General features: G+C 39.0%; 17 protein-coding genes and 1 pseudogene. 17 read left to right on the plus strand and 1 reads right to left on the minus strand.

Annotated features, from left to right (window positions below; genetic code table 11):
- The 3 genes and pseudogenes from zwf (at position 1) to ACXADP_RS04425 (ending at position 3,685) form a co-directional block, all read left to right on the plus strand.
- A complete protein-coding gene (gene zwf, locus ACXADP_RS04415) occupies positions 1-1,452 on the plus strand; it encodes a glucose-6-phosphate dehydrogenase (RefSeq protein ID WP_474970439.1) in 1,452 nt (483 codons plus the stop codon).
- 31 nt (positions 1,453-1,483) lie between these two features.
- Entirely contained in the window at positions 1,484-2,896 is a 1,413-nt protein-coding gene (gene gndA / locus ACXADP_RS04420) for an NADP-dependent phosphogluconate dehydrogenase (protein WP_160836548.1), read from the plus strand.
- A 337-nt stretch (positions 2,897-3,233) separates the two neighbouring features.
- A pseudogene (locus ACXADP_RS04425) lies at positions 3,234-3,685 on the plus strand (RDD family protein).
- A gap of 258 nt (positions 3,686-3,943) precedes the next feature.
- Here the strand turns inward: ACXADP_RS04425 and ACXADP_RS04430 are convergent.
- A complete protein-coding gene (locus tag ACXADP_RS04430) occupies positions 3,944-5,974 on the minus strand; it encodes an InlB B-repeat-containing protein (protein WP_474970910.1) in 2,031 nt (676 codons plus the stop codon).
- A gap of 282 nt (positions 5,975-6,256) precedes the next feature.
- On the opposite strand from ACXADP_RS04430, the gene ACXADP_RS04435 reads away from it, so the two are divergent.
- The 14 genes from ACXADP_RS04435 (at position 6,257) to ACXADP_RS04500 (ending at position 20,828) form a co-directional block, all read left to right on the plus strand.
- Positions 6,257-7,021 carry a YveK family protein gene (locus ACXADP_RS04435; protein WP_474970911.1) on the plus strand — a complete coding sequence of 255 codons (765 nt, stop codon included), beginning with the start codon at positions 6,257-6,259 and terminating at the stop codon, positions 7,019-7,021.
- Positions 7,011-7,715: a CpsD/CapB family tyrosine-protein kinase gene (locus ACXADP_RS04440; RefSeq protein WP_474969646.1), complete on the plus strand. Its 705-nt coding sequence runs from the start codon at positions 7,011-7,013 to the stop codon at positions 7,713-7,715. The genes ACXADP_RS04435 and ACXADP_RS04440 overlap by 11 nt, the downstream gene beginning before the upstream one ends.
- Before the next feature lie 186 nt (positions 7,716-7,901).
- A complete protein-coding gene (locus ACXADP_RS04445; protein ID WP_474970912.1) occupies positions 7,902-8,675 on the plus strand; it encodes a tyrosine-protein phosphatase in 774 nt (257 codons plus the stop codon).
- A gap of 372 nt (positions 8,676-9,047) precedes the next feature.
- Positions 9,048-10,913, plus strand: a complete 1,866-nt coding sequence (locus ACXADP_RS04450) for a polysaccharide biosynthesis protein (RefSeq protein WP_474970913.1) — start codon at positions 9,048-9,050, stop codon at positions 10,911-10,913.
- Between the two features lie 21 nt (positions 10,914-10,934).
- Positions 10,935-11,819 (plus strand): UTP--glucose-1-phosphate uridylyltransferase GalU, encoded by an 885-nt coding sequence (galU, locus tag ACXADP_RS04455; RefSeq protein ID WP_474970914.1) that lies wholly within the window; start codon positions 10,935-10,937, stop codon positions 11,817-11,819.
- A gap of 144 nt (positions 11,820-11,963) precedes the next feature.
- Positions 11,964-13,079 (plus strand): DegT/DnrJ/EryC1/StrS family aminotransferase, encoded by a 1,116-nt coding sequence (locus ACXADP_RS04460; protein WP_474970915.1) that lies wholly within the window; start codon positions 11,964-11,966, stop codon positions 13,077-13,079.
- Positions 13,079-13,720, plus strand: coding sequence for a sugar transferase (locus ACXADP_RS04465; protein WP_474970916.1), 642 nt, complete (start codon positions 13,079-13,081; stop codon positions 13,718-13,720). The genes ACXADP_RS04460 and ACXADP_RS04465 overlap by 1 nt, the downstream gene beginning before the upstream one ends.
- Positions 13,704-14,336 (plus strand): acetyltransferase, encoded by a 633-nt coding sequence (locus ACXADP_RS04470; RefSeq protein WP_474970917.1) that lies wholly within the window; start codon positions 13,704-13,706, stop codon positions 14,334-14,336. Before ACXADP_RS04465 ends, ACXADP_RS04470 begins: the two co-directional genes overlap by 17 nt.
- A gap of 2 nt (positions 14,337-14,338) precedes the next feature.
- Complete coding sequence (locus ACXADP_RS04475; RefSeq protein ID WP_474970918.1) at positions 14,339-15,430, plus strand: glycosyltransferase family 4 protein; 1,092 nt, start codon at positions 14,339-14,341, stop codon at positions 15,428-15,430.
- Positions 15,431-15,448: 18 nt separating this feature from the next.
- On the plus strand, positions 15,449-16,366 hold the full coding sequence (locus ACXADP_RS04480) for a glycosyltransferase family 2 protein (RefSeq protein ID WP_474970919.1): 918 nt from the start codon (positions 15,449-15,451) through the stop codon (positions 16,364-16,366).
- 18 nt (positions 16,367-16,384) lie between these two features.
- A complete protein-coding gene (locus ACXADP_RS04485) occupies positions 16,385-17,800 on the plus strand; it encodes a hypothetical protein (RefSeq protein ID WP_474970920.1) in 1,416 nt (471 codons plus the stop codon).
- Position 17,801: 1 nt separating this feature from the next.
- Positions 17,802-18,374 carry an acyltransferase gene (locus ACXADP_RS04490; protein WP_474970921.1) on the plus strand — a complete coding sequence of 191 codons (573 nt, stop codon included), beginning with the start codon at positions 17,802-17,804 and terminating at the stop codon, positions 18,372-18,374.
- Positions 18,367-19,572, plus strand: coding sequence for a glycosyltransferase (locus tag ACXADP_RS04495; RefSeq protein WP_474970922.1), 1,206 nt, complete (start codon positions 18,367-18,369; stop codon positions 19,570-19,572). Before ACXADP_RS04490 ends, ACXADP_RS04495 begins: the two co-directional genes overlap by 8 nt.
- On the plus strand, positions 19,572-20,828 hold the full coding sequence (locus ACXADP_RS04500; RefSeq protein ID WP_474970923.1) for a lipopolysaccharide biosynthesis protein: 1,257 nt from the start codon (positions 19,572-19,574) through the stop codon (positions 20,826-20,828). The genes ACXADP_RS04495 and ACXADP_RS04500 overlap by 1 nt, the downstream gene beginning before the upstream one ends.

The following is a 20,828-nucleotide window of genomic DNA, read 5'->3' on the forward strand; positions in this document are numbered from 1 at the left end:
ATGGATGATATGACTTTCGTATTATTCGGAGCCAGCGGCGATCTTGCGAAACGTAAAATCTATCCGGCTTTATACAATTTATATGTCGAAGGAAAAATGCCGTCCTCTCTATCTGTCGTAGGCTTAGGCCGCCGGCCGTATTCTCAGGAGGACTTCCGTGAAATCATCAAGGAGTCGCTGTCTACGTTCTCCCGTAGAGAAGCGGATCCCTCCCATATGGAAGAGTTTCTGGAAAGCTTCCGCTACTTCATCTTTGACGCAATGGAACCGCAGTCGTACGCCGACTTGAAGGCTTTTATTGAAGAGCGTGAAACAGAGAAATCCATTCCACAGAACCGTCTATTCTACTTATCTGTGGCGCCGAGCCTTGTCGAGCCGATTACGGCATCGCTTCAGAAGAGCGGCATCACAGAAACCGACGGCTGGAAAAAGCTGATCGTGGAGAAGCCGTTCGGCAGTGACCTGCATACCGCCCGTCACCTGAATGCAGAATTGAGAAAAGCGTTCGATGAAGAAGAAATCTTCCGCATCGACCACTACTTAGGCAAGCCGATGGTGCAGAACCTGGAATCGTTGATCCGTCCGAACCCGATTCTGAAATCCTTGTGGAACCATGACCAGATTGCCAACGTGCAGATTACCGCCAGTGAAACGGTCGGTGTCGGTACACGTGCGGGTTATTACGATAAATCCGGAGCGATCCGCGATATGGTGCAGAACCATTTGTTACAATTAGTGATGATGACCGCTCTTCACCACCCGGAAAAGCTGTCCGCCAAGCAGATCGAAGAGAAGAAATCAGCGATCATGCAGGCGCTGCGTCCGGTTGATGAGGGCAATATCCAGCAGGATGTCGTCCGCGGTCAGTATGAAGCAGGCGAAGTGGACGCTCAGTCCGTTGTCGGCTATCACGAAGAAGACGGTGTCGAAGAAGGATCCAACAACGACACGTACTTCGCTGCCCGTCTGTACATCGATAACGAATACTGGAAAGGCATTCCGTTCTACATTCGTACCGGAAAGCGTCTTAGCCAGAAATCGACGCGAATTATCATTGAATTCAAAAACGAAGTGGAGGATGAGCCGGATTCCGAAGGCGCTACATCCAACCTGCTTCTGATTGAAATCAACCCGAACGAAAGCATCGGTCTGCGCGTCAATCTGAAGGATGACGGCAACGAGAAATTCGAACCGGCCTACGTCAACTTCACGAAAAACCTGGATGAGCAGCCGGAAGCGTATGAGAACCTGTTGAATGACGCTATGGCAGGAAATGCGACGTACTTTGCGCACTGGAACGAAGTGGAGCTTTCCTGGCAGTGGATTCAACCGATTCTTGAAGCCTTCGAAGCCGACGAGCTTCCGCTTCACACGTACAACGCTGGATCCCACGGACCTGAAGCAGCCGAGAAACTGCTGAACGAAGACGGCTATACCTGGTGGGAAGTATAAATTACGGATAGAGAAGGGGACTGATTGAAACATGGAGAAACAGAACATCGGTGTCATTGGTTTAGGAGTCATGGGTGCGAACCTTGCCCTGAACATTCAAGATAACGGATATAAAGTATCAGTGTATGACTACTGGACAGACCGTGTCGATGAGCTCGTCCAAAACAAAGAAAACACCGGCAACGTCAGCGGAGCCTACAGTGCCGAGGAATTCGTGGCTTCTTTGGAATCCCCACGCAAAATCCTTATGATGGTCAAAGCCGGTGAAACGACCGACAAAGTGATCGAAAGCCTTGTGCCTCACCTTGATGAAGGCGACATGCTGATCGACGGCGGAAACACGTATTACGAAGATACCGAGCGCCGTGCCGCCTACTTAGAAGAAAAAGGCATCCACTTCATCGGAACCGGTTTCTCCGGCGGGGAGGAAGGCGCGCGCCGCGGTCCTTCCATCATGCCTGGCGGACCAATAGAAGCGTACAAAGAAGTGCAGCCGATCTTTGATGCGATTGCAGCGAACGTTGAAGGTACAGCATGTGCGGCCTACATGGGACTCGGCGGTGCCGGTCACTATGTGAAAATGGTGCACAACGGTATCGAGTACGGCGATATGCAGCTGATCTGTGAAGCGTACTTCATTATGAAGAACGTCCTCGGCCTGTCTGCTCAGGAGCTTCACGAAGTATTCAAGGAGTGGAACGAAGGCGAGCTGGACAGCTACCTGATCGAAATCACAGCTGATATCTTCACGAAAGTCGACGAAGAAACAGGCAAGCCGCTTGTCGAAGTGATCCTTGATACAGCCGGCCAAAAAGGAACCGGAAAATGGACGAGTAAGAGTGCCCTTGATTTAGGTGTACCGCTTCCGATCATTACCGAGTCCGTATTCGCCCGCTTCATCTCTGCGATGAAGGAAGAGCGTGCGAAGGCAAGCAAGTACTTGACCGGTCCAGAAGTGAACTTCACCGGCAACAAGGAAGAAGCGATCGAATCGATCCGCAAAGCGTTGTACATGAGTAAAATCTGCTCTTATGCGCAAGGATTCGCTCAGATGCAGTCCATGAGTGAAGAAAAGGGCTGGGATCTTCAGTATGGCGATATCGCCATGAACTTCCGCGGCGGCTGCATCATCCGCGCGCAGTTCCTGCAGAAGATCAAAGAAGCGTATGATCGTGAAGACCACCTGTCCAACCTGCTTCTGGACCCGTACTTCACAGACATCGCAACAACGTATCAAAAAGAACTCCGCGAAACGATCGCACTTGCGATCCAGAACGGTGTTCCAGTACCGGCGTTCTCCAGTGCGCTTGCTTACTACGACAGCTACCGCACAGAGAAACTCCCTGCGAACCTGCTTCAGGCGCAGCGTGACTACTTCGGTGCCCACACGTACAAGCGTGTCGACAAAGAAGGAACGTTCCATACGGATTGGATGAATATCTAATAAACGAAAACCCAGGCCAAGCGCCTGGGTTTTTTTATGCTGTCGAGAAACTATTAGCAGTTTACGGCCACGTACCGCTTATCGGTGGGTGCCTGCCGCGGGCCCGGCCTCAGCTAACTTGGTCAGGAATCCCACCTGTCCAAGTGGATCTTCGGCTCGTGCTGTTCCCGCAGGCGTCACCACCGAACGCTCAGCTTGACATCAACGGTGTCACCACCGAACGCTCAGCTTGACATCAACGGTGTCCCCGACCGTCGCAAGGGTTGTTGGTGTGTAAATGTGTTAAAATACCATTTTGTGGTATAGAAGAACTATACAAACGTTGGGAGATGAGAGTATGAATGAAAAGATGCCTGCAGGGTTCGGGGTGAGGTTGGGTGCATTGGTTATTGACGGACTTTTAGTAGGTATTGTCATTGCTGCCCTGAATTTTATCGTTTTTAAGGTTTTAGTCAGGACAATACTGCTTTTAACTTCATTGCAACCGTCTACTACGTCGTTCTGCCTGCGCTATGGGTCGGATACACAGTAGGCAAAAAGGCCGTCGGTATAAGGATTGTGAAAAAGGATGGCACAGATGTAGGATTCGGACGGATGATTTTGAGAGAGGTTGTCGGTGGAATTGTCTACGCCGTGACTTTCGGCATTGGAGTCATTGTCAGTGCGTTCATGGTCGGAATCCGTGAAGACAAGCGCGCCATCCATGATCTCATCGGTGGCACGTATGTGACGCATCGTGAACCGGAAACATCAAGTGCAGGGCAGGCGGTTGAGAGATCAAATATGTGAACATAAAAAAGGAGACGGCCTCATAGCGTCTCCTTTTACTATAGAAAAAGTCCTCCTCATTTGAGAAGCTGTTTCTGTTTAACGTGGATATTCACGTTCCGCTTATCGGTGGGTGCTTGCCGCGGGCACGGCCTCAGCTAACTTGGTCAGGAAGACCACCTGCCCACGTGGATCTTCGGTCCGTGCTGTTCCCGCAGGCGTCCCCACCGAACGCTCCTCGTGACCTTAACAGCCTGAGGTTCGTTCTCATGCTGTTTTTTATTCCGATTCTGTTTCTGTGCTTTCGGATTCCTCAGCTTTCTTTGCAAACACAGCACTGACCTGTTTGTTGCGGTTCATCGTTACGGACGTGCTGGCACTTGATCCTGAGACGTCCCCTTCCCAGCGGACGAAGGTGTAGCCTTCATCTGGTACGGCCGTGACAGAAATGGACTGTCCCGCCTTCACCGTTTTATTGGACGCCTGAATCGTTCCTTCACCGATGACCGACATTGTCAAAGAGTATCTCTCTGGCTCAGGTTCCGGTTTTGGCTCCGGCTCAGGTTCAGGTGTTGGTTCGGGATCAGGTTCGGGTTCCGGCTGAGGCGCGGATTTTCTTTCAAAGTTCGCTGCCACAACCTTGTTGCGGTTCATCTTCAACGTGATGGAGGATGAGGAGGAACTGGCATCCCCGCTCCAGCCGGTGAAACGCCAGCCATCCGCTGGGATTGCAGATAAGCTTACGTTCGTTCCGTCTTCGAACTGGCTGCCAGACGCACTTTTCTGGATACGCCCCTGGCCGTTGATCGCCACATTCAAGGAATAGGTTTCTACAGCTTCTGTCTGTTCTTCTTCCTCTTCCTCGGGTTCCTCTTCGTCTGTTTCTTCATCCACTTGTGTAAAAACAGCACGGAGCGTTTTGTCTTCATTCATCGATACAACGATATCAGAGGTTTCTGCAGTGAGTGATCCTTCCCAGTGATCGAATTCCCAGCCGTCAGCGGCACGGGCACGAAGCGACACTTTAGCGAGGTGTTCAAAATCTGTTTCCAACGTGTCCCGGACGATTTCGCCTTCTCCGGTCTTAGCCAGCGTCAAGGTGTGTTTGACAGGCTCAAAGACAGCTGTCACATTCATATGGTCTTCCACTGTCAGGTTCACTGGATTCACTGCACCATCAAGATCATTTTCCCAGCGGACGAATTCATATCCTTGAGCCGGGTGAGCCTCTATCGTAATGTCTTCGCCGACACTATAGCTTTCCTGATCAGGATAGACCGTAACGGTTCCCTGACCCTGGGATTTTGTTTGAATGATTTTAGATGACCCTTCGACAAAAATGTCGATTTGTTCTTCAAAATCTTCGAAGCGGACGGTCAGTACATCCTGACCTTCTTCTACTGCAGTCAAAGTGGCTGTCTGATCCTGCTGCACATCCAGTTCAAACAGCTGCTTTTCGATCGACCATTCGGGTTGGATGTTCATTTCTTCTCCGGCCGCATCATACCCGGTCACCGATAAGTCGAGGGTTTCTCCAACCGCGAGTGGTTCGATTTCTTCCGGTGTCACTTCAACCCGATCCAACAGTTGATCTACGACTTCCACTTCCATATCTTCCGTGTAGGATTCCCACTCGGCAGTAACCACTACCTTACCGAGTTCTTCTGCAGAAAAAGTCGTCCCTGTGACGCCTTCAACTGTGACCAGTTCACCAAGGCTGTCTTCTTCCTTCGTCCACTGCGCCTCAAGAGGAATGAACTTTCCTTCTTCACTCTTCCACGCTAACTGCAGATCACGTTCATAGCCTTTCTGGACACGGGGTCTTTCCGTTTGTATGGAAATTTGAGATTCCAACGTTTCCATGGCTTGTTTGACAGCATCTGCATCGTTTTCACTGTATTTGATACCTTTTTCTAACAAGCTGTACGCTTTTTCTACATCTTGCAGCTGAAGCTGGATGTCGGAGGATTTTGTATACAGCTTTCCTTCTTCCGGTGTTTCATAGATCCCGTCCGACAAAGTCTTTACAGCTTTTGAGGATTTCTTTACTGCGACAAAAGCATCCGCAAGTCCCAGTCTTGCATCTACAAATGCCGGGTCTTTCTCTAATACAGATTGATATAAGTCAATGGCTTCTTCATAGTTTTCCTCTTCCAGAGCCGCCTTGGCTTTTTCATATGTACTGTCCACAGAGTTTGCGCCAACGCCGTTCATAGTAAAAAAGACTCCCGCACCAACAGCGAGCACTGCGATGACAGCAATGATGAGCACTTTCTTGTTCAAATGGTTCCCCGCCTTTCCTTCATACATAGGTTAAATGTCTCTTCATTATACAGGAACAGATGAAAGATTTGGTAAATGTCCCGTTAATTTGTCTAATAGAACAGAATAATAAACATTCAAATTAAGTGATTTGAACTAATTTCGACAAAATTCTAAATAATGGATAGCGTCATGCCGATACTTTAACAAGATGTGGTACAAGAGGTTTGTTAACATTTTGAAAAAATACGCAATCCTCCCTCTTTGAAAGAATAAGAGTGTGCTATAATGTTCCTATCTGTAAATTCGACAAATATTGGAGGTTTATTAATGGAAGAGACCATTTCCTTGAAAGAAATTTTCGAGGTGATCAAAAAAAGAGTGTGGCTGATCGTCGGCTTAGCAGCTGGAGCAGCGGTCATTAGTGCCTTAATTACATTGTTTGTTCTGACACCCACGTATGAATCATCGTCCCAGTTTATTGTGAACCAGTCCAGCAACCAAGACCAGAGTGCTGCTTACGATATCAACGAGATACGCTCGAACGTCGAACTTATCAATACATACAACGTTATCATTCAAAGCCCGCGAATTCTCGACCAGGTGGCCGATGAATTGAATCTTGATATGACAGCGGGAACTCTATCCAGCAAGTTGTCTGTCACAAATGCGGAACAGTCCCAGGTTGTGAACGTTACCGCAACGGATGAAAATGCTATGCTGGCCGCTGATATTGCCAATACGACCGTAGAAGTATTTAAACAGGAAATTCCGCAGTTGATGAACGGAGTTGACAACATTAATGTCCTGTCTACAGCTGATGTGGGATCGAATCCAACACCTGTAAGCCCGAATACAGCTTTAAACATTGCGATTGCTTTAGTGGTTGGGTTAATGATTGGTGTCGGTCTTGCCTTCTTATTGGAGTACCTCGACAACTCGATCAAGTCTGAAACGGATATCGAAGATGCACTCGGCCTTCCGGTTATGGGTGTCGTTTCCACGATCACATCAGATGATACGGTTGATCCAGGGAAGGCTCGGAAGTCAAAGAACCGCGTATCTGAAATGAGGGGTGAATCAGTTGGCACGTAAGAAGAAAGCAGCAGCAACGACGACAAATACAAGAGCGAAGAATCTAGTTACAAAGAACAATCCGAAATCTCCAATTGCCGAACAGTTCCGGACCATCCGAACGAACCTTCAGTTTACTTCAGTCGATAAAGACTTGGAAACGATGGTTGTCACCTCTGCCAACCCTTCAGAAGGGAAGTCAGTCACAACGGCCAACGTGGCGGTTGTCTTTGCCCAGCAGGGGAAAAGGGTTCTCCTCGTGGATGCAGACTTGCGAAAACCGACGATTCATTATACGTTCCGTGTACCGAATACGATTGGTTTGAGTAATTACTTGATTGGTGCCCAGAAAGTATCTGAAATCGCTAATCATACCGACTTAAATAAGCTGGATGTCATCACATGCGGTCCCATTCCACCAAACCCATCAGAGTTACTTGGCTCTAATAAAATGAAGGAATTCATTGAAGAAGCCAAACAGACATATGACATGATCATTTTTGATACACCGCCGGTTCATGCTGTAACCGATTCACAGGTGCTTGGAAACTTCGTTGATGGAGTTCTTCTCGTTGTACGCAGTAAACAGACAGAGAAAGATTCTGCGGTGAAGGCAAAAGAACAGCTGGAGCAGTCCCAGGCCAATATCCTTGGTGTAGTATTGAACGACCAGGATATTAAGTCGAGCAACTACTACTATTATTATGGGCAATAAAAAAGGAAGGTCTTAGGCCTTCTTTTTTTAATAGACTCACTGGGTATAACTTCAGTCACATAATTCTACAAAATTATAACAAATGTCATTGCTTTGTTCTTCATATCCATGCTTATTCTTGATATAATCGGCGTTAGTTTATAAAAAACTAGTTTGATAGGTTGGAATAAGAAAGGGGAGTTTACCATGATTGATATTCACAGTCATATTCTGCCTGGTGTAGATGATGGTGCTCAAACGATAGAAGAAAGTATTCAGATGGCCGAAGCAGCGGTCGCCGATGGAATTACAACAATTGTAGCGACGCCGCACCATAAAAATGGTGCCTATGATAATTATAAACATGACATTTTGATTCAAGTGGCTGAACTGAATCGGACATTTCAAGAACATGGTATCGATTTAGAAGTGCTACCCGGTCAGGAAAACCGTATCTACGGTGAAATGGTCCAAGGGCTTGAAGCCAATGAAATCCTAGCTATAGATGATAAAACGAAGTACGTCCTGGTAGAATTTCCATCCAGCTCTGTTCCTCGTTATGCCGAGCAGCTATTCTTTGACCTGCAGGTAGCAGGGTACAGCCCCGTCATCGCCCATCCGGAGCGTAATAAACAGATTATAGAAAATCCGGATATACTATATTCTTTCGTGAAAAAGGGAGCCTACACTCAGGTCACCGCCGGCAGTCTCTGTGGGCATTTTGGGAAGAAAATCAAAAAGTTCTCAGAGCAGCTCTTGGAAGCGAACCTAGCACATTTAGTAGCTTCAGATGCTCATAATACAAAGACCCGGGGGTTTTGTATGAAAGAGGCATACGAAGAGATTCATAAGAAGTTTGGAAATGATATGGTTTATATATTGATGGAAAACGCAGAAGATGTGGTGGATGGTAAAGTGTTAGCATCTGATCCACCTAAGCATATTAAAAAATCTAAATTTTTAGGTGTATTTAACCTCTAATCTAATGGGAAAGGGTACATGGAACTATCTTGCTTGTGCCCTTTTTCTTTTTTTGAACAATATTGAAAGCGTATTCATAACAAACTTTTACATTTTATATAAAAGTTATGTAAAAATCTGCGTCACAGGTCTTCTTTTGAATGGTGGAAAATGGTACAATCAAATTTGTTACAAAAGAGTTACAGTTGTAGGAATTATCAGGGTTGTATCACAATTAGAAAAGAGGTAGCTTTCATTGAAGAAACTTCCAAAATCAGTCATCAAAACCATTCGATATATTAAATATGAAGCCCCTGAAGAAAAGTTATACATCTTACATAGAGAAATAGAGAAAGCCATGACTCAAAGACAATTTAAAAAGGAGGAAGTTCATTGACCACTGCATATAGAAGAAGGCTTCTTTTATTAATATTGATAGATTCACTCATTGTTTCCTTCTCCATCTATATGTCCCATTTTTTCCTTAATCCCTATGTTGCGGTTTTCGATGGAGTTATGTTGGTTTTATCCTTATCGCTGTTAGTTAGTCATCATTTATTTTCAAGTGTTTTTGGGATGTATAAGAAAAAATGGCGTTACGCAAGCACAGAGGAACTTATAGGAATAATATCTGTCGTTACTTTATCAATTATTGCTGCTGCTCTCATTCAGTTAATTTCATTTGGGGCTATATATGAGAGGGCCCTTGTAGTTACTTGGATGTTACATATTTTACTTATTGGTGGAGTTAGATTCGCGTGGCAGTATTATAAGACATATGGTTTTACAATTAATCCCAAATTAAAAAAAGCCCGGATTATTAAAAAGGATCCTAACCATCAACGAACACTTATTGTTGGAGCTGGGTCTGCGGGAAGAATGCTTGCCAGGCAGATGATGAATTCCAATGAAGTCCAAAATGAACTTGTTGGGTTTGTAGACGATGATTTCACAATGCACCATCTAACAGTTGCTAATCTTCCGGTATTTGGGAGTACTAGTGAAATTAAAACCATCGCAAGTGATTATCAAGTGAATCACATTGTCCTCGCTATGCCTTCTGTAAGTAATGAGCGTATTAAAGAAATTATTACTGAGTCAAAACAAGTGGTGAAAAATGTACAAACTCTCCCTATGATTGAAGATATTGCGATGGGTAATGTATCTGTTAATCAAATCCGCGATGTGCAAATTGAAGACCTTCTAGGTCGTGAACCTGTCGAACTCGATATCGGTTCCATAGAATCAGAAGTCAAAGGGCAGACCGTCATGGTCACAGGTGCCGGTGGAAGTATAGGGTCTGAAATTTGTCGGCAGCTCGTCAAATTCAGTCCGGAACGAATTATTTTACTTGGACATGGGGAAAACAGCATTTATACGATCCATATGGAGTTAAAACTGTACGATATTGACACTGAACTTGTGACCGTCATTGCAGATGTTCAGGACCGAGAACGTATTTTCCAAGTCGTAAGAGATTTTGCACCGTCTTATATATATCACGCAGCTGCTCATAAGCATGTCCCATTAATGGAAGCGAATCCGAAAGAAGCAGTCAAGAATAATATTATTGGAACGAAAAATGTTGCAGAAGCTGCTCACCATGCAGGGGTAAAAACCTTTGTTCTTGTTTCAACTGACAAAGCGGTCAACCCTCCTAACGTGATGGGGTCTACGAAACGTATTGCAGAAATGGTTGTGCAGAACCTAAGTAGACAAAGCCAGACAAAGTTTGTGGCTGTGCGGTTTGGGAATGTGCTCGGAAGCCGAGGAAGTGTGATTCCGCTATTTAAAAAGCAGATTGCTGAAGGTGGCCCGGTTACCGTTACTCACCCTGATATGACCCGCTACTTCATGACGATACCGGAAGCTTCGAGGTTGGTGCTTCAAGCAGGGGCTCTTGCTCGTGGTGGGGAAGTGTTTGTGCTGGACATGGGCGAACCTGTAAAGATTGTCGATTTGGCGAAGAATTTAATACACCTTTCCGGGTTTACCGAGGAGCAGATTCCTATTCAGTTCAATGGCATACGTCCAGGTGAGAAGATGTACGAGGAGCTATTAAGTGATAAAGAAGTTAATAAGGACCCGGTGTTTCCTAAAATCTTTATTGGTAAGACAGTGGATTTTGATTATAAACTTGTTGAATATTTAGTTGAGCATCATTCAGAGAGCAGAGTTGAAGATTTGAAAAAGTATTCTATTGACTTAGCTAATAACAGATTACCATCGAGTGAAAAAATCATGGAACAAGTTTTATAGGGTTGTAAGGGGGATTTCGTAATGAAAAAGGTAAAAAAAGCAATTATTCCAGCAGCCGGGTTAGGAACTCGTTTTCTTCCCGCCACAAAAGCAATGCCAAAAGAAATGTTGCCGATTGTTGATAAGCCTACAATTCAATATATCGTTGAAGAGGCGATTGAATCTGGTATAGAGGATATCATTATCGTCACGGGAAAAGGGAAACGAGCCATTGAGGATCACTTTGATAAAAATTTTGAGCTTGAAGATAATTTAATGCAGAAAGAAAAGTATGACCTTCTTGAAAAAGTGAATGCGACTTCTAATGTGGAAATTCACTTTATTCGTCAGAAAGAGCCTAAAGGTCTAGGACATGCTGTTTGGTGTGCGCGTAAGTTTATTGGTGATGAACCATTTGCTGTCCTCCTTGGAGATGATATTGTACGTGCTGAAAGGCCCTGCCTTCGTCAGCTGATGGATCAGTATGAAGACACACTTTCTTCTGTAATTGGTGTACAGTCAGTGTTGGATGAAGAAACACATCGTTATGGTATTATTGATCCTCAAGAACAAGATGGTCGCCGATATCAGGTAAGTACTTTTGTTGAAAAGCCTAAACAAGGTACTGCCCCTTCAAATTTAGCTATAATGGGTCGTTACGTATTGAATCCTGAGATTTTTATGTTCCTTGATAAGCAAGAGAAAGGTGCTGGGGGTGAAGTTCAGTTGACGGATGCTATCCAGAGGTTGAATGAAATACAGCGTGTATTCGCTTATGATTTTGAAGGGAAGCGTTATGATGTTGGTGAAAAACTTGGGTTTGTACAGACGACGCTGGAGCTTGCGTTGGAGCGTACTGAACTAAAAGATGATGTTATAAGTTATATGGGGGACATTTTGAAGAAAACAAATGTACCCATTAATTAATGGAATGTAAAGAAGGTTGCCTTTAGGCAACCTTCTAATAATGAAGAAACGTAAGTTGGTTTGCTTGGAGTTGTTTATAAGAAAGATATATAAAAGTCCAAACAAACAAAATAGTAGATAAAAAATGGAAGGAAGATTTCAATTATGGGAAATCGCATTTTTCTTTCATCCCCTCATATGAGTGATGAAGGCTATGAACAAAAATTTGTTCAAGAAGCATTTGATACTAATTGGATTGCTCCATTGGGAACAAATGTAGATGAATTTGAGAGAGAACTCGCAGAAAAAGTTAGCGTAAAATCAGCTACAGCTCTAACTTCAGGAACAGCTGCTATTCATTTAGCTTTAAAGGCAGCAGGTGTTGGTGAAGGAGATATAGTCTTTTGCCCAACATTAACTTTTTCGGCTACAGCAAATCCTATAATTTATCAAAATGCCACCCCTGTATTTATAGACAGTAACTATGAAACTTGGAATATATGCCCAAACGCTCTTGAAGAAGCATTTAAGCAATATCCAGGTGTAAAAGCAGTTATAGTCGTTCATTTATATGGACTTTCTGCGGATATGGATCGGATAATGGAAGTTTGCAATAGGTATAATGTCATTGTTATTGAAGATGCAGCAGAATCATTAGGTGGTTACTACAAGGGACAACATACAGGAACATTTGGAGATTATGGAATATTTTCATTTAATGGAAATAAAATCATTACGACATCAGGTGGTGGGATGCTAGTATCTAATAATAAAGATAAGATAGATAAAGCACGTTTTTGGTCTACTCAATCAAGAGATAAAGCAAGACACTATCAGCATAGCGAACTAGGGTTTAACTACCGTATGAGCAACGTAGTTGCTGGTATTGGTAGAGGTCAACTTAAGGTTTTAAATAAGAGGGTTGAGAAGAAAAAATATATATTTGAATATTATAAGAGAGAGCTTGGAGACTATGAAGATATTGATTTTATGCCAGTAAATGAATGGGATGATCCTAATTATTGGTTAAGTGCTATGTGTTTAAGAGGTCGAGTAAGTCCAAATGATGTCATAGATGCGTTAGAAAAAGAAAACATAGAATCTAGGCCAGTATGGAAACCAATGCACATGCAACCATATTTTATAAAGTATCCTTATATTGGTAAGAGAGTTTCCGAAGATTTATTCCATAGGGGGATTTGCTTGCCATCTGATACAAAAATGACTGATAGTGAACTAGATAAAGTTGTAAGAATAGTTAAAACTTTATGGAGGAAATAATGAATAAAAACGAAAAAGGCTTTTATGAACGCTCCTTTAAAAGATTACTCGACATTATCCTTTCTTTAATAGCCATTATTTTATTTAGTCCTCTTATTTTAGCAGTTTCTTTGTTAGTTAAAAACAAAATTGGGTCTCCAATTTTGTTTAGACAAGAACGTCCAGGTCTCGATGGAAAGCCTTTCTACATGTATAAATTTAGAACAATGACTGATAAAAAGGATGAAAGAGGCCAACCGCTACCGGATCATGCTCGTTTAACTAAGTTTGGTAAAATATTAAGATCTACATCGTTAGACGAATTGCCAGAATTATTTAACATAATAAAAGGGGATATGTCTATTGTTGGCCCGAGACCTTTGTTAATGAGCTATCTTTCTTTGTATAATTCCCATCAAAGACGTAGGCAAGAGGTTAAACCAGGCCTTACAGGTCTAGCTCAAGTAAATGGTCGAAATGCTATAAGTTGGCAAGAAAAGTTTGATTTAGATGTTTACTATGTAGATAATGTTTCATTAATTAAAGATATTCAAATCATGTTTGCTACTATTAAAAAGGTTTTTATTAGAGAGGGAATTAATTCTTCGGAAGCACCCACTGTTAAACCTTTTAGAGGTAATAATAATGAAGGTCAAGAATAAAAAGAATAAATTAATTATTATAGGTGCAAGTGGACATGGTAAAGTTGTAGCGGATGTGGCATACCGCATGAATGTGTGGGAAAAAATATATTTTTTTGATGATAATTCAAATCGTACCACATTGTTGGGATACCCTATTAAAGGAGTTATAAAAGATGCTTGGAATTTTGTAGATTGCTCCGAATTTATAGTGGCAATTGGTGATAATTTAATTAGACAAACAATACAAAAAAAATTGAAAGAAAAGGGAGCATCACTTGCGACTCTTATACACCCTGCCTCTGTTATAGGAAAGGAAGTTGAAATAGGAGAAGGATCTGTAATAATGCCGGGTGCAATAATAAACTCAGGTAGTACAATAGGTACAGGGTGTATTGTAAACACCAACGCATCTATAGATCATGACAACATATTAGATGAATTCGTCCACATATCACCTAATGTAAGCTTAGCAGGTACAGTATACGTAGGATCCCGAACATGGTTTGGTATTGGGAGTACAGCAATTAATAATATCTGGATAGACTCTGATTGCAATATAGGCGCAGGTGCTGTAGTAATAAATAACTTAAAAGAACCGGGGACATATATAGGTGTCCCAGCAAGGAGAGCTTAGGTTTGGACAAGGTTTTAATACTCGCAAATAACGACATAGGATTATACAAATTTAGAAAAGAATTAATAGAAGATTTAGTTAAAAAATATGAGGTTTATATTTCTCTCCCTAATGGTGACTTTGTCCCAAAATTAGAAGCTCTTGGTGCAAAATTTATTGAAACACCTCTAAGTAGAAGAGGTAGAAATCCTTTAGAAGATATAAAACTACTTGTTAGGTATAGAAAGATTATTAAAAGAATTAGCCCAAAGGTAGTACTGACATATACAATTAAACCAAATGTTTATGGAGGGTTAGCGTGTCAATTGTTAGGAGTTCCATATTTAACTAATATTACGGGGTTAGGTACAGCAGTTGAAAATGATACACTTCTAAGAAAAATAACATTGTTTTTATACAAGATATCGTTAAGAAAATCTAAATGTGTTTATTTTCAAAACGAATACAATAAAAAAGTCTTTAGAAAGAATAAAATTTTAAAAAGCAATTCAAAAATTATACCTGGATCAGGTGTGAACTTAGAATACTATAAATTCTTAGAATACCCTGCTAAGAATAAAATTGAATTTTTATTTATCGCTAGGATCATGAAGGAAAAAGGCATCGAAGAATATCTAAGCGCTGCTGAATATATAAAAAATAAATATCCTAATACTGAATTTCATATTTTAGGATATTGCGAACAAGACTATAAATCAAAAATAAACGCCTTACATGAACAAGGTATTGTTAGATACCATGGTATGCAAAGTGATGTAAGGAAATTTCATTCTGTGTCTCATTGCACTATTCATCCGACCTATTACCCGGAAGGTATGTCTAATGTTTTATTAGAAAGTGCTGCATGTGGCCGACCAGCAATAACTACTAATAGACCAGGATGTAAAGAAATTGTAGATGATGGATATAATGGTTATCTTGTTAATGAAAAAGACACAAATGATCTCATTGTAAAAATAGAGAAATTCATCAATCTATCCGTAGAAAGAAGAAAGCAAATGAGTTTAGCATCTAGAAAAAAAGTAGAGATTGAGTTTGATAGAAATATTGTAGTGAAAAGTTATCTTAAAGAAATTAAAAAAATAACTCAATAAATAGAAAGGACTATTACTATGCGGGGGAAATTAGTAAGTGTGGTTATACCTACATATATGAGACCTTTAACTTTAACTAGAGCAATTGATTCAGTTCTGAATCAAACATATTCAAACCTCGAAGTGATAATTGTAGATGATAATAATCCTAATACTCCAGAAAGAATAGAAACAGAAGAGGTTATGTTAAAGTATAAAGAAAACTCAAGAGTGATTTATATTAAGCACGAAAAAAACAAAAATGGTTCTGTGGCAAGAAATACAGGAGCCAAATATTCAAAAGGCGAGTATATTATGTTTTTAGACGATGATGATGAGTTTCTACCTAATAAAGTGTTAAGCCAGGTGAATTGTCTAGAATCGAAAGGCCCTGAATGGGGGGTGTGCTACACCAAATATAAGCGATTAAGAAAAGGAAAAATTGATACCATCTGCTATGAGAATAGGGAAGGTAATTTATATTTCGAAGAGCTCTGTAGAAATTTATTTATACAAGCTGGATCTAATTTAATGGTCCGAAGAAGTGCTTTTGAGGATATAGGTGGTTTTGATGAATCATTTAAAAGAAACCAGGATATAGAATTTGCTGTGAGGTTATTAAAAAAATATAAAATAGCATATGTAGATGAAATGGGGCTTATATATCACCGTCATCCAAACCCTGGTGAGAGAAATTTTGACATGGATAAGATCACTAAGCATTATTTAAAAACGTTTAAACCTTTTATTGAGGAATTTAGTAAAGAAGAGAAAAGAAAATTTTATAAAATCATAAATCTTCAATTATTCAGGTATAGGATACTGTCAAAGAAAGACTTCTTGGGAGCAATAAAAGTAGTGAAAAAAAATGATTTAAGTGGCGTAGATATTATTAGATATTTTATTCATTTAGGTTATAGAAAAGTCTCTAAGAAGAGCTATGGGTTTAAAATATAAACCTTCAAGGAGTGAATTATGGGATTTGATAGTATATTTTCATATATATCTTTTATCAGTTATGTGCTACTTTTCATAATAATTTATCTTTATGTTAAGAAAATTATTTCTAAAAATGGATTTAACGGTTTAAGTATTTTCATTTTAACTTTTACAATGTTTTATATTGTAACACCTTTCTTCCAAACTTTTTTTAAAAAACAACGTGATGATACATCTTTATTTACGCAGCTTTTAAATAATGTTAGTGATTCTGAATTATATTTTAATATGCTCTTGTGTTTAGCATGTTTATTAATTGTCGTGTTTTCTTATAATGTGAAAATTCGATCAAATAAAAATCGAAACATAACTAAGGAGAAGATAAGTTACATCCCAGCCTTGCATAAAAAAATTGGTTATGTTACAGATGCTCTTTTATTAATTAGTGTAACATCAATCCTTATATTAATTATGGAAGTAGGGTCGTTGGACAAATACTTAATGTTGGGCACATTAACCAGAGGTTTAGACAAATCACCAACAGACTATATATCATCCGGGGCTTTACAATTAGTTACTCTTTCTGTAATTATACTTGTCACACCATTCTTATATTTCTATTTATATAGATTAAAAAAAAGTAAGATTATTTTTTCGAAATTGTTAATATCATTGTTGTTTTCAATTCTATTCTTATTATACAACCAAGGTCGTGCGCCACTAATTATCTTTTTCTTACCCTTTCTTCTAACCTTTAATAAAAGTAGGAAGAAAAGTTTTGTAGGCATAACTGTTCTATTCGCTTTAGGAATATTCCTCTTGAATTACTTGGATGCTTTATTTCAATATTTATCATATGGTCAATTTGATATGGATGAAAGAAGAAGTTTCATCACCTTGTTCTTAAGTGAATTTAGTTATCCTTTTACCAACTTCGTACTTAGAGAAGACTTGGTAAGTTACTCAGGTTTTCGGTACGCTTTGGATTATATAATATGGCCGTTTACTATGATACCTAGTATGTTTTTAGACCCTGTAGGTATAAGTAAAGAATCTCTTATTTCTGTTTCAAACTTCAACACTAGTGCATATGGGGACTTTTTGGGAGTTATTCCTTCAGGAGGAATACCAGTAGATTTCCTAACATTAAACTATTATCAACTTGGTTATATTACCTTAATAATATTCAGTTTTATAACAGGTAAAATATTACGCAAGTTGGATCAAATATTTTATTTTTTTAATGATAACTTAGCAATAAAAATAATTTTATTTAGAATTTCTCTGTCGATAGTAAATATATTGAATAATGCAGACCCTTCTGCTGTTATTAGAAACCGTTTAGATGTCGTTGTATTGTTAATAGTATTGGTATATATATATCGAAAGATGAAAGTTTATAGTGAACCTAACTTATTCTTAGCAAAATATAATAAAAAAGAGGTATCATAGGGTGAATGTAAAATATATACTAAAAAAAATATATATATTAATTTCGAAGCCTATAATGTACGTTTTTTATGATAAGAAATACCTTAGAGGGAGATGGTTTGAAGATAATATAAAAGGATGGAAATGGTGTTGGAAAAGTATATTCATGCAGAAAATTGTAGGTTATAACAGAAAAATACCATTTCCGGTTTCTCATCGGAATAATCTAGGAAAGATCGAAAACTTAAAATTTGATGTCAATGACTTGAATAACTTCCAGAATTTCGGTTGCTATTTCCAAAATTTTAATGCTGATATTGTTATAAAATCGGGTACATATATAGCACCAAATGTTGGATTAATTACTCAAAACCATAAGATTGGAGATTTAGACAATCATGAAAAGGGTAAGTCAATCATTTTAGGTGAAAATTGTTGGGTAGGAATGAATTCAACTATACTACCCGGCGTAGAACTTGGGGATAATACCGTAGTAGGTGCAGGCTCAATAGTAACTAAAAGTTTTCCAGAAGGAAACTGTATTTTAGTAGGTAATCCGGCGAAAATATTAAGAAAGTTAGATGATAATGAATAAGAAAAATATAATTATAATAACGCCTTTTTATCCAATATACCATCGTAACGATTTATATGAAGATACAAAGGCAGTCCATTACTTGTTAGAAAGTTTTCACGGGAGCAACATTCTAATAATACATTCATATATGCACGGCTTTAAGAGTGCGTGGAGTAAGTTAAGTAAAGCAATAAGTAGTCCATTAGATTATCAAGAGTATTTAAGTGAAGATAGCTATGGTAATGATATACTTTTTTTTGAAAATTTATTATTATTACCTAAATCTCTTAAATCTTTTCCATATATAGTCGATAAGTTTAAAAAGGTTACTAAACAATATCTTGATGATAAAAACTTCACACCAGAGGTATTGGTAGTTCACTTTCCTACTTACTATTATGCAATCTTAGGAAAGGAGTACAGAAAACAGAAAGTAGCAATTGTTCACTCGTTCGATATAAAGAATATAAAGAATAGACAAAACCTTGAATTTTGGAAGGCTTACTTTGAGGACTTTGATGCATTAGGATTTAGATCTTATGTAATCAGAGACGAATTTATTAAATTAATCGGTTGGCACGCCAAATCTTTTATTTGCTTATCTGGGATACCTGAAGGTTACATATCAAGCGGTGTCGGTAATTCAAGTTATAGTTTAGAGTCAAAGGTTAAAATACTATATGCGGGTATATTGGATAAGAATAAGAATGTACAGAAAAGTTTAGAAGCATTAAGTATGCTTCCTAAAGATACGAATTATTCTTTCAATATTATTGGTGATGGAAGTGAAATGAAAAACCTCACTAAGCTTTCAAATAAACTTAGTATATCTAATAAAGTTCATTTTTCAGGTAGAGTTAGTAGAGACCAAACATTTGAGTTAATGAAAGAATCAGATGTATTTTTAATGGTTAGTAAAAAAGAAACGCTAGGATTAGTCTACTTAGAAGCAATGGCTGCTGATAATATAGTAATTGGAACAAAAGGTCAAGGGATAGATGGTGTAATTATTGATGGTCATAATGGGTTTTTAACTGATTCAAAAGATGTAGAAGCCATTAAAGAAACTATAGATAAGGTTTTACGATTGAGTGTCAAAGAACAGCAAAGAATTAAGATGAACGCTAAGGAAACTGTAAGAAATTTAACTAATAAAAAAATGTCACAAGAGTATTTAAAGGGTATCACCTCAGTACTAAAAGAGGAAAATATTTAATGTACTTAAAAAGTTTGAAAAATAGCAATTTTGTAAGAGCAATTATAACTTTGACTTCAGGTTCAATATTGGCTCAAGCTTTGGTTATATTGGTGTCGCCCCTATTAACTAGAATATATACCCCCGAAGAGTTGGGAGTATATGCCTTAGTTTTAACAGCAGAAAGTATATTTGGGGGTATAATTTGCGGAAGGTATGACATATCTATAGTTTCTGAACCAAAAGAAAAAAATATATTTCCAATAATTAAGCTTTCTTTTATAATTACATTTTTCTTTAGCATTCTTGCTACTTTATTATATGGTTCATATTATTTTGGTTATAAACAAGAATATAGCAATTATACATACGCTGTTGTTCTTATATTTTTTATGTTAATCATAAACGGTCTTATGAGAATTTTAGAATCATATAATAATCGTTATAAAGAATACAAAATTATGACCTCAGTTTATGTAAGAAAATCTTTCGCGCAAAATATAGGATCAGTTACGTTAGGTTTTTTGAAGTTTGGAGTTTTCGGCTTATTAATATCTCATGTTATAGGTATGTTATTTGGTTTGAAAAAACAATCGTCTAAAATTAGACCTTACATTAGAGACATACTTAATGTAAAACGAGCTAATATAATAAGTGTAATGAAAAAACACAAGAAATTACCTATATATTCCGCACCAGCTACTTTTTCAAATAGGTTTTCTTATGCATCTATAGCTCTGTTTATAGAATCATTGTATGGTTTAACAGTTCTGGGCTTTTACTCTATTTCTTATAAAGTCTTGGGATTACCACTTACTGTAATGAGTAAAAATATTGCTAAAGTTTTTTTTGAAGAGGCTTCTAGAGAATATGACAGTACTGGGAAATTTGCGGACAGCTTCAAAAAAACTAGCTTTATATTACTTTTAATTGCTATTCCTATGGTTTTGTTGTTGTATTTTTTATCTCCATTTGGTTTTGAATTATTATTTGGAGAAGGATGGGGGCAAGCTGGGGTGTATGTGCAAATTTTAGCACCTATGTTTGGTATAAGGTTTATAGTGAATACAATTGCCTATGGATTACAAGTTGTCAACAAACAACATTTAGAGTTAATTTTACAAGCTATGTTTATAGTTTCATCTATACTCTGCTTTGTTGCTTCAAAAGTTCTTATGTATGAAGTAGAAAGCTATTTAGTATTAATATCAAGTTCATTTTCAGTTGTATATATATTGTATTATTTCGCAGTGATGTATTATGCTAACAAAAAATAA

The sequence above is a fragment of the Halobacillus sp. AWH4_228 genome (genome assembly GCF_056158365.1).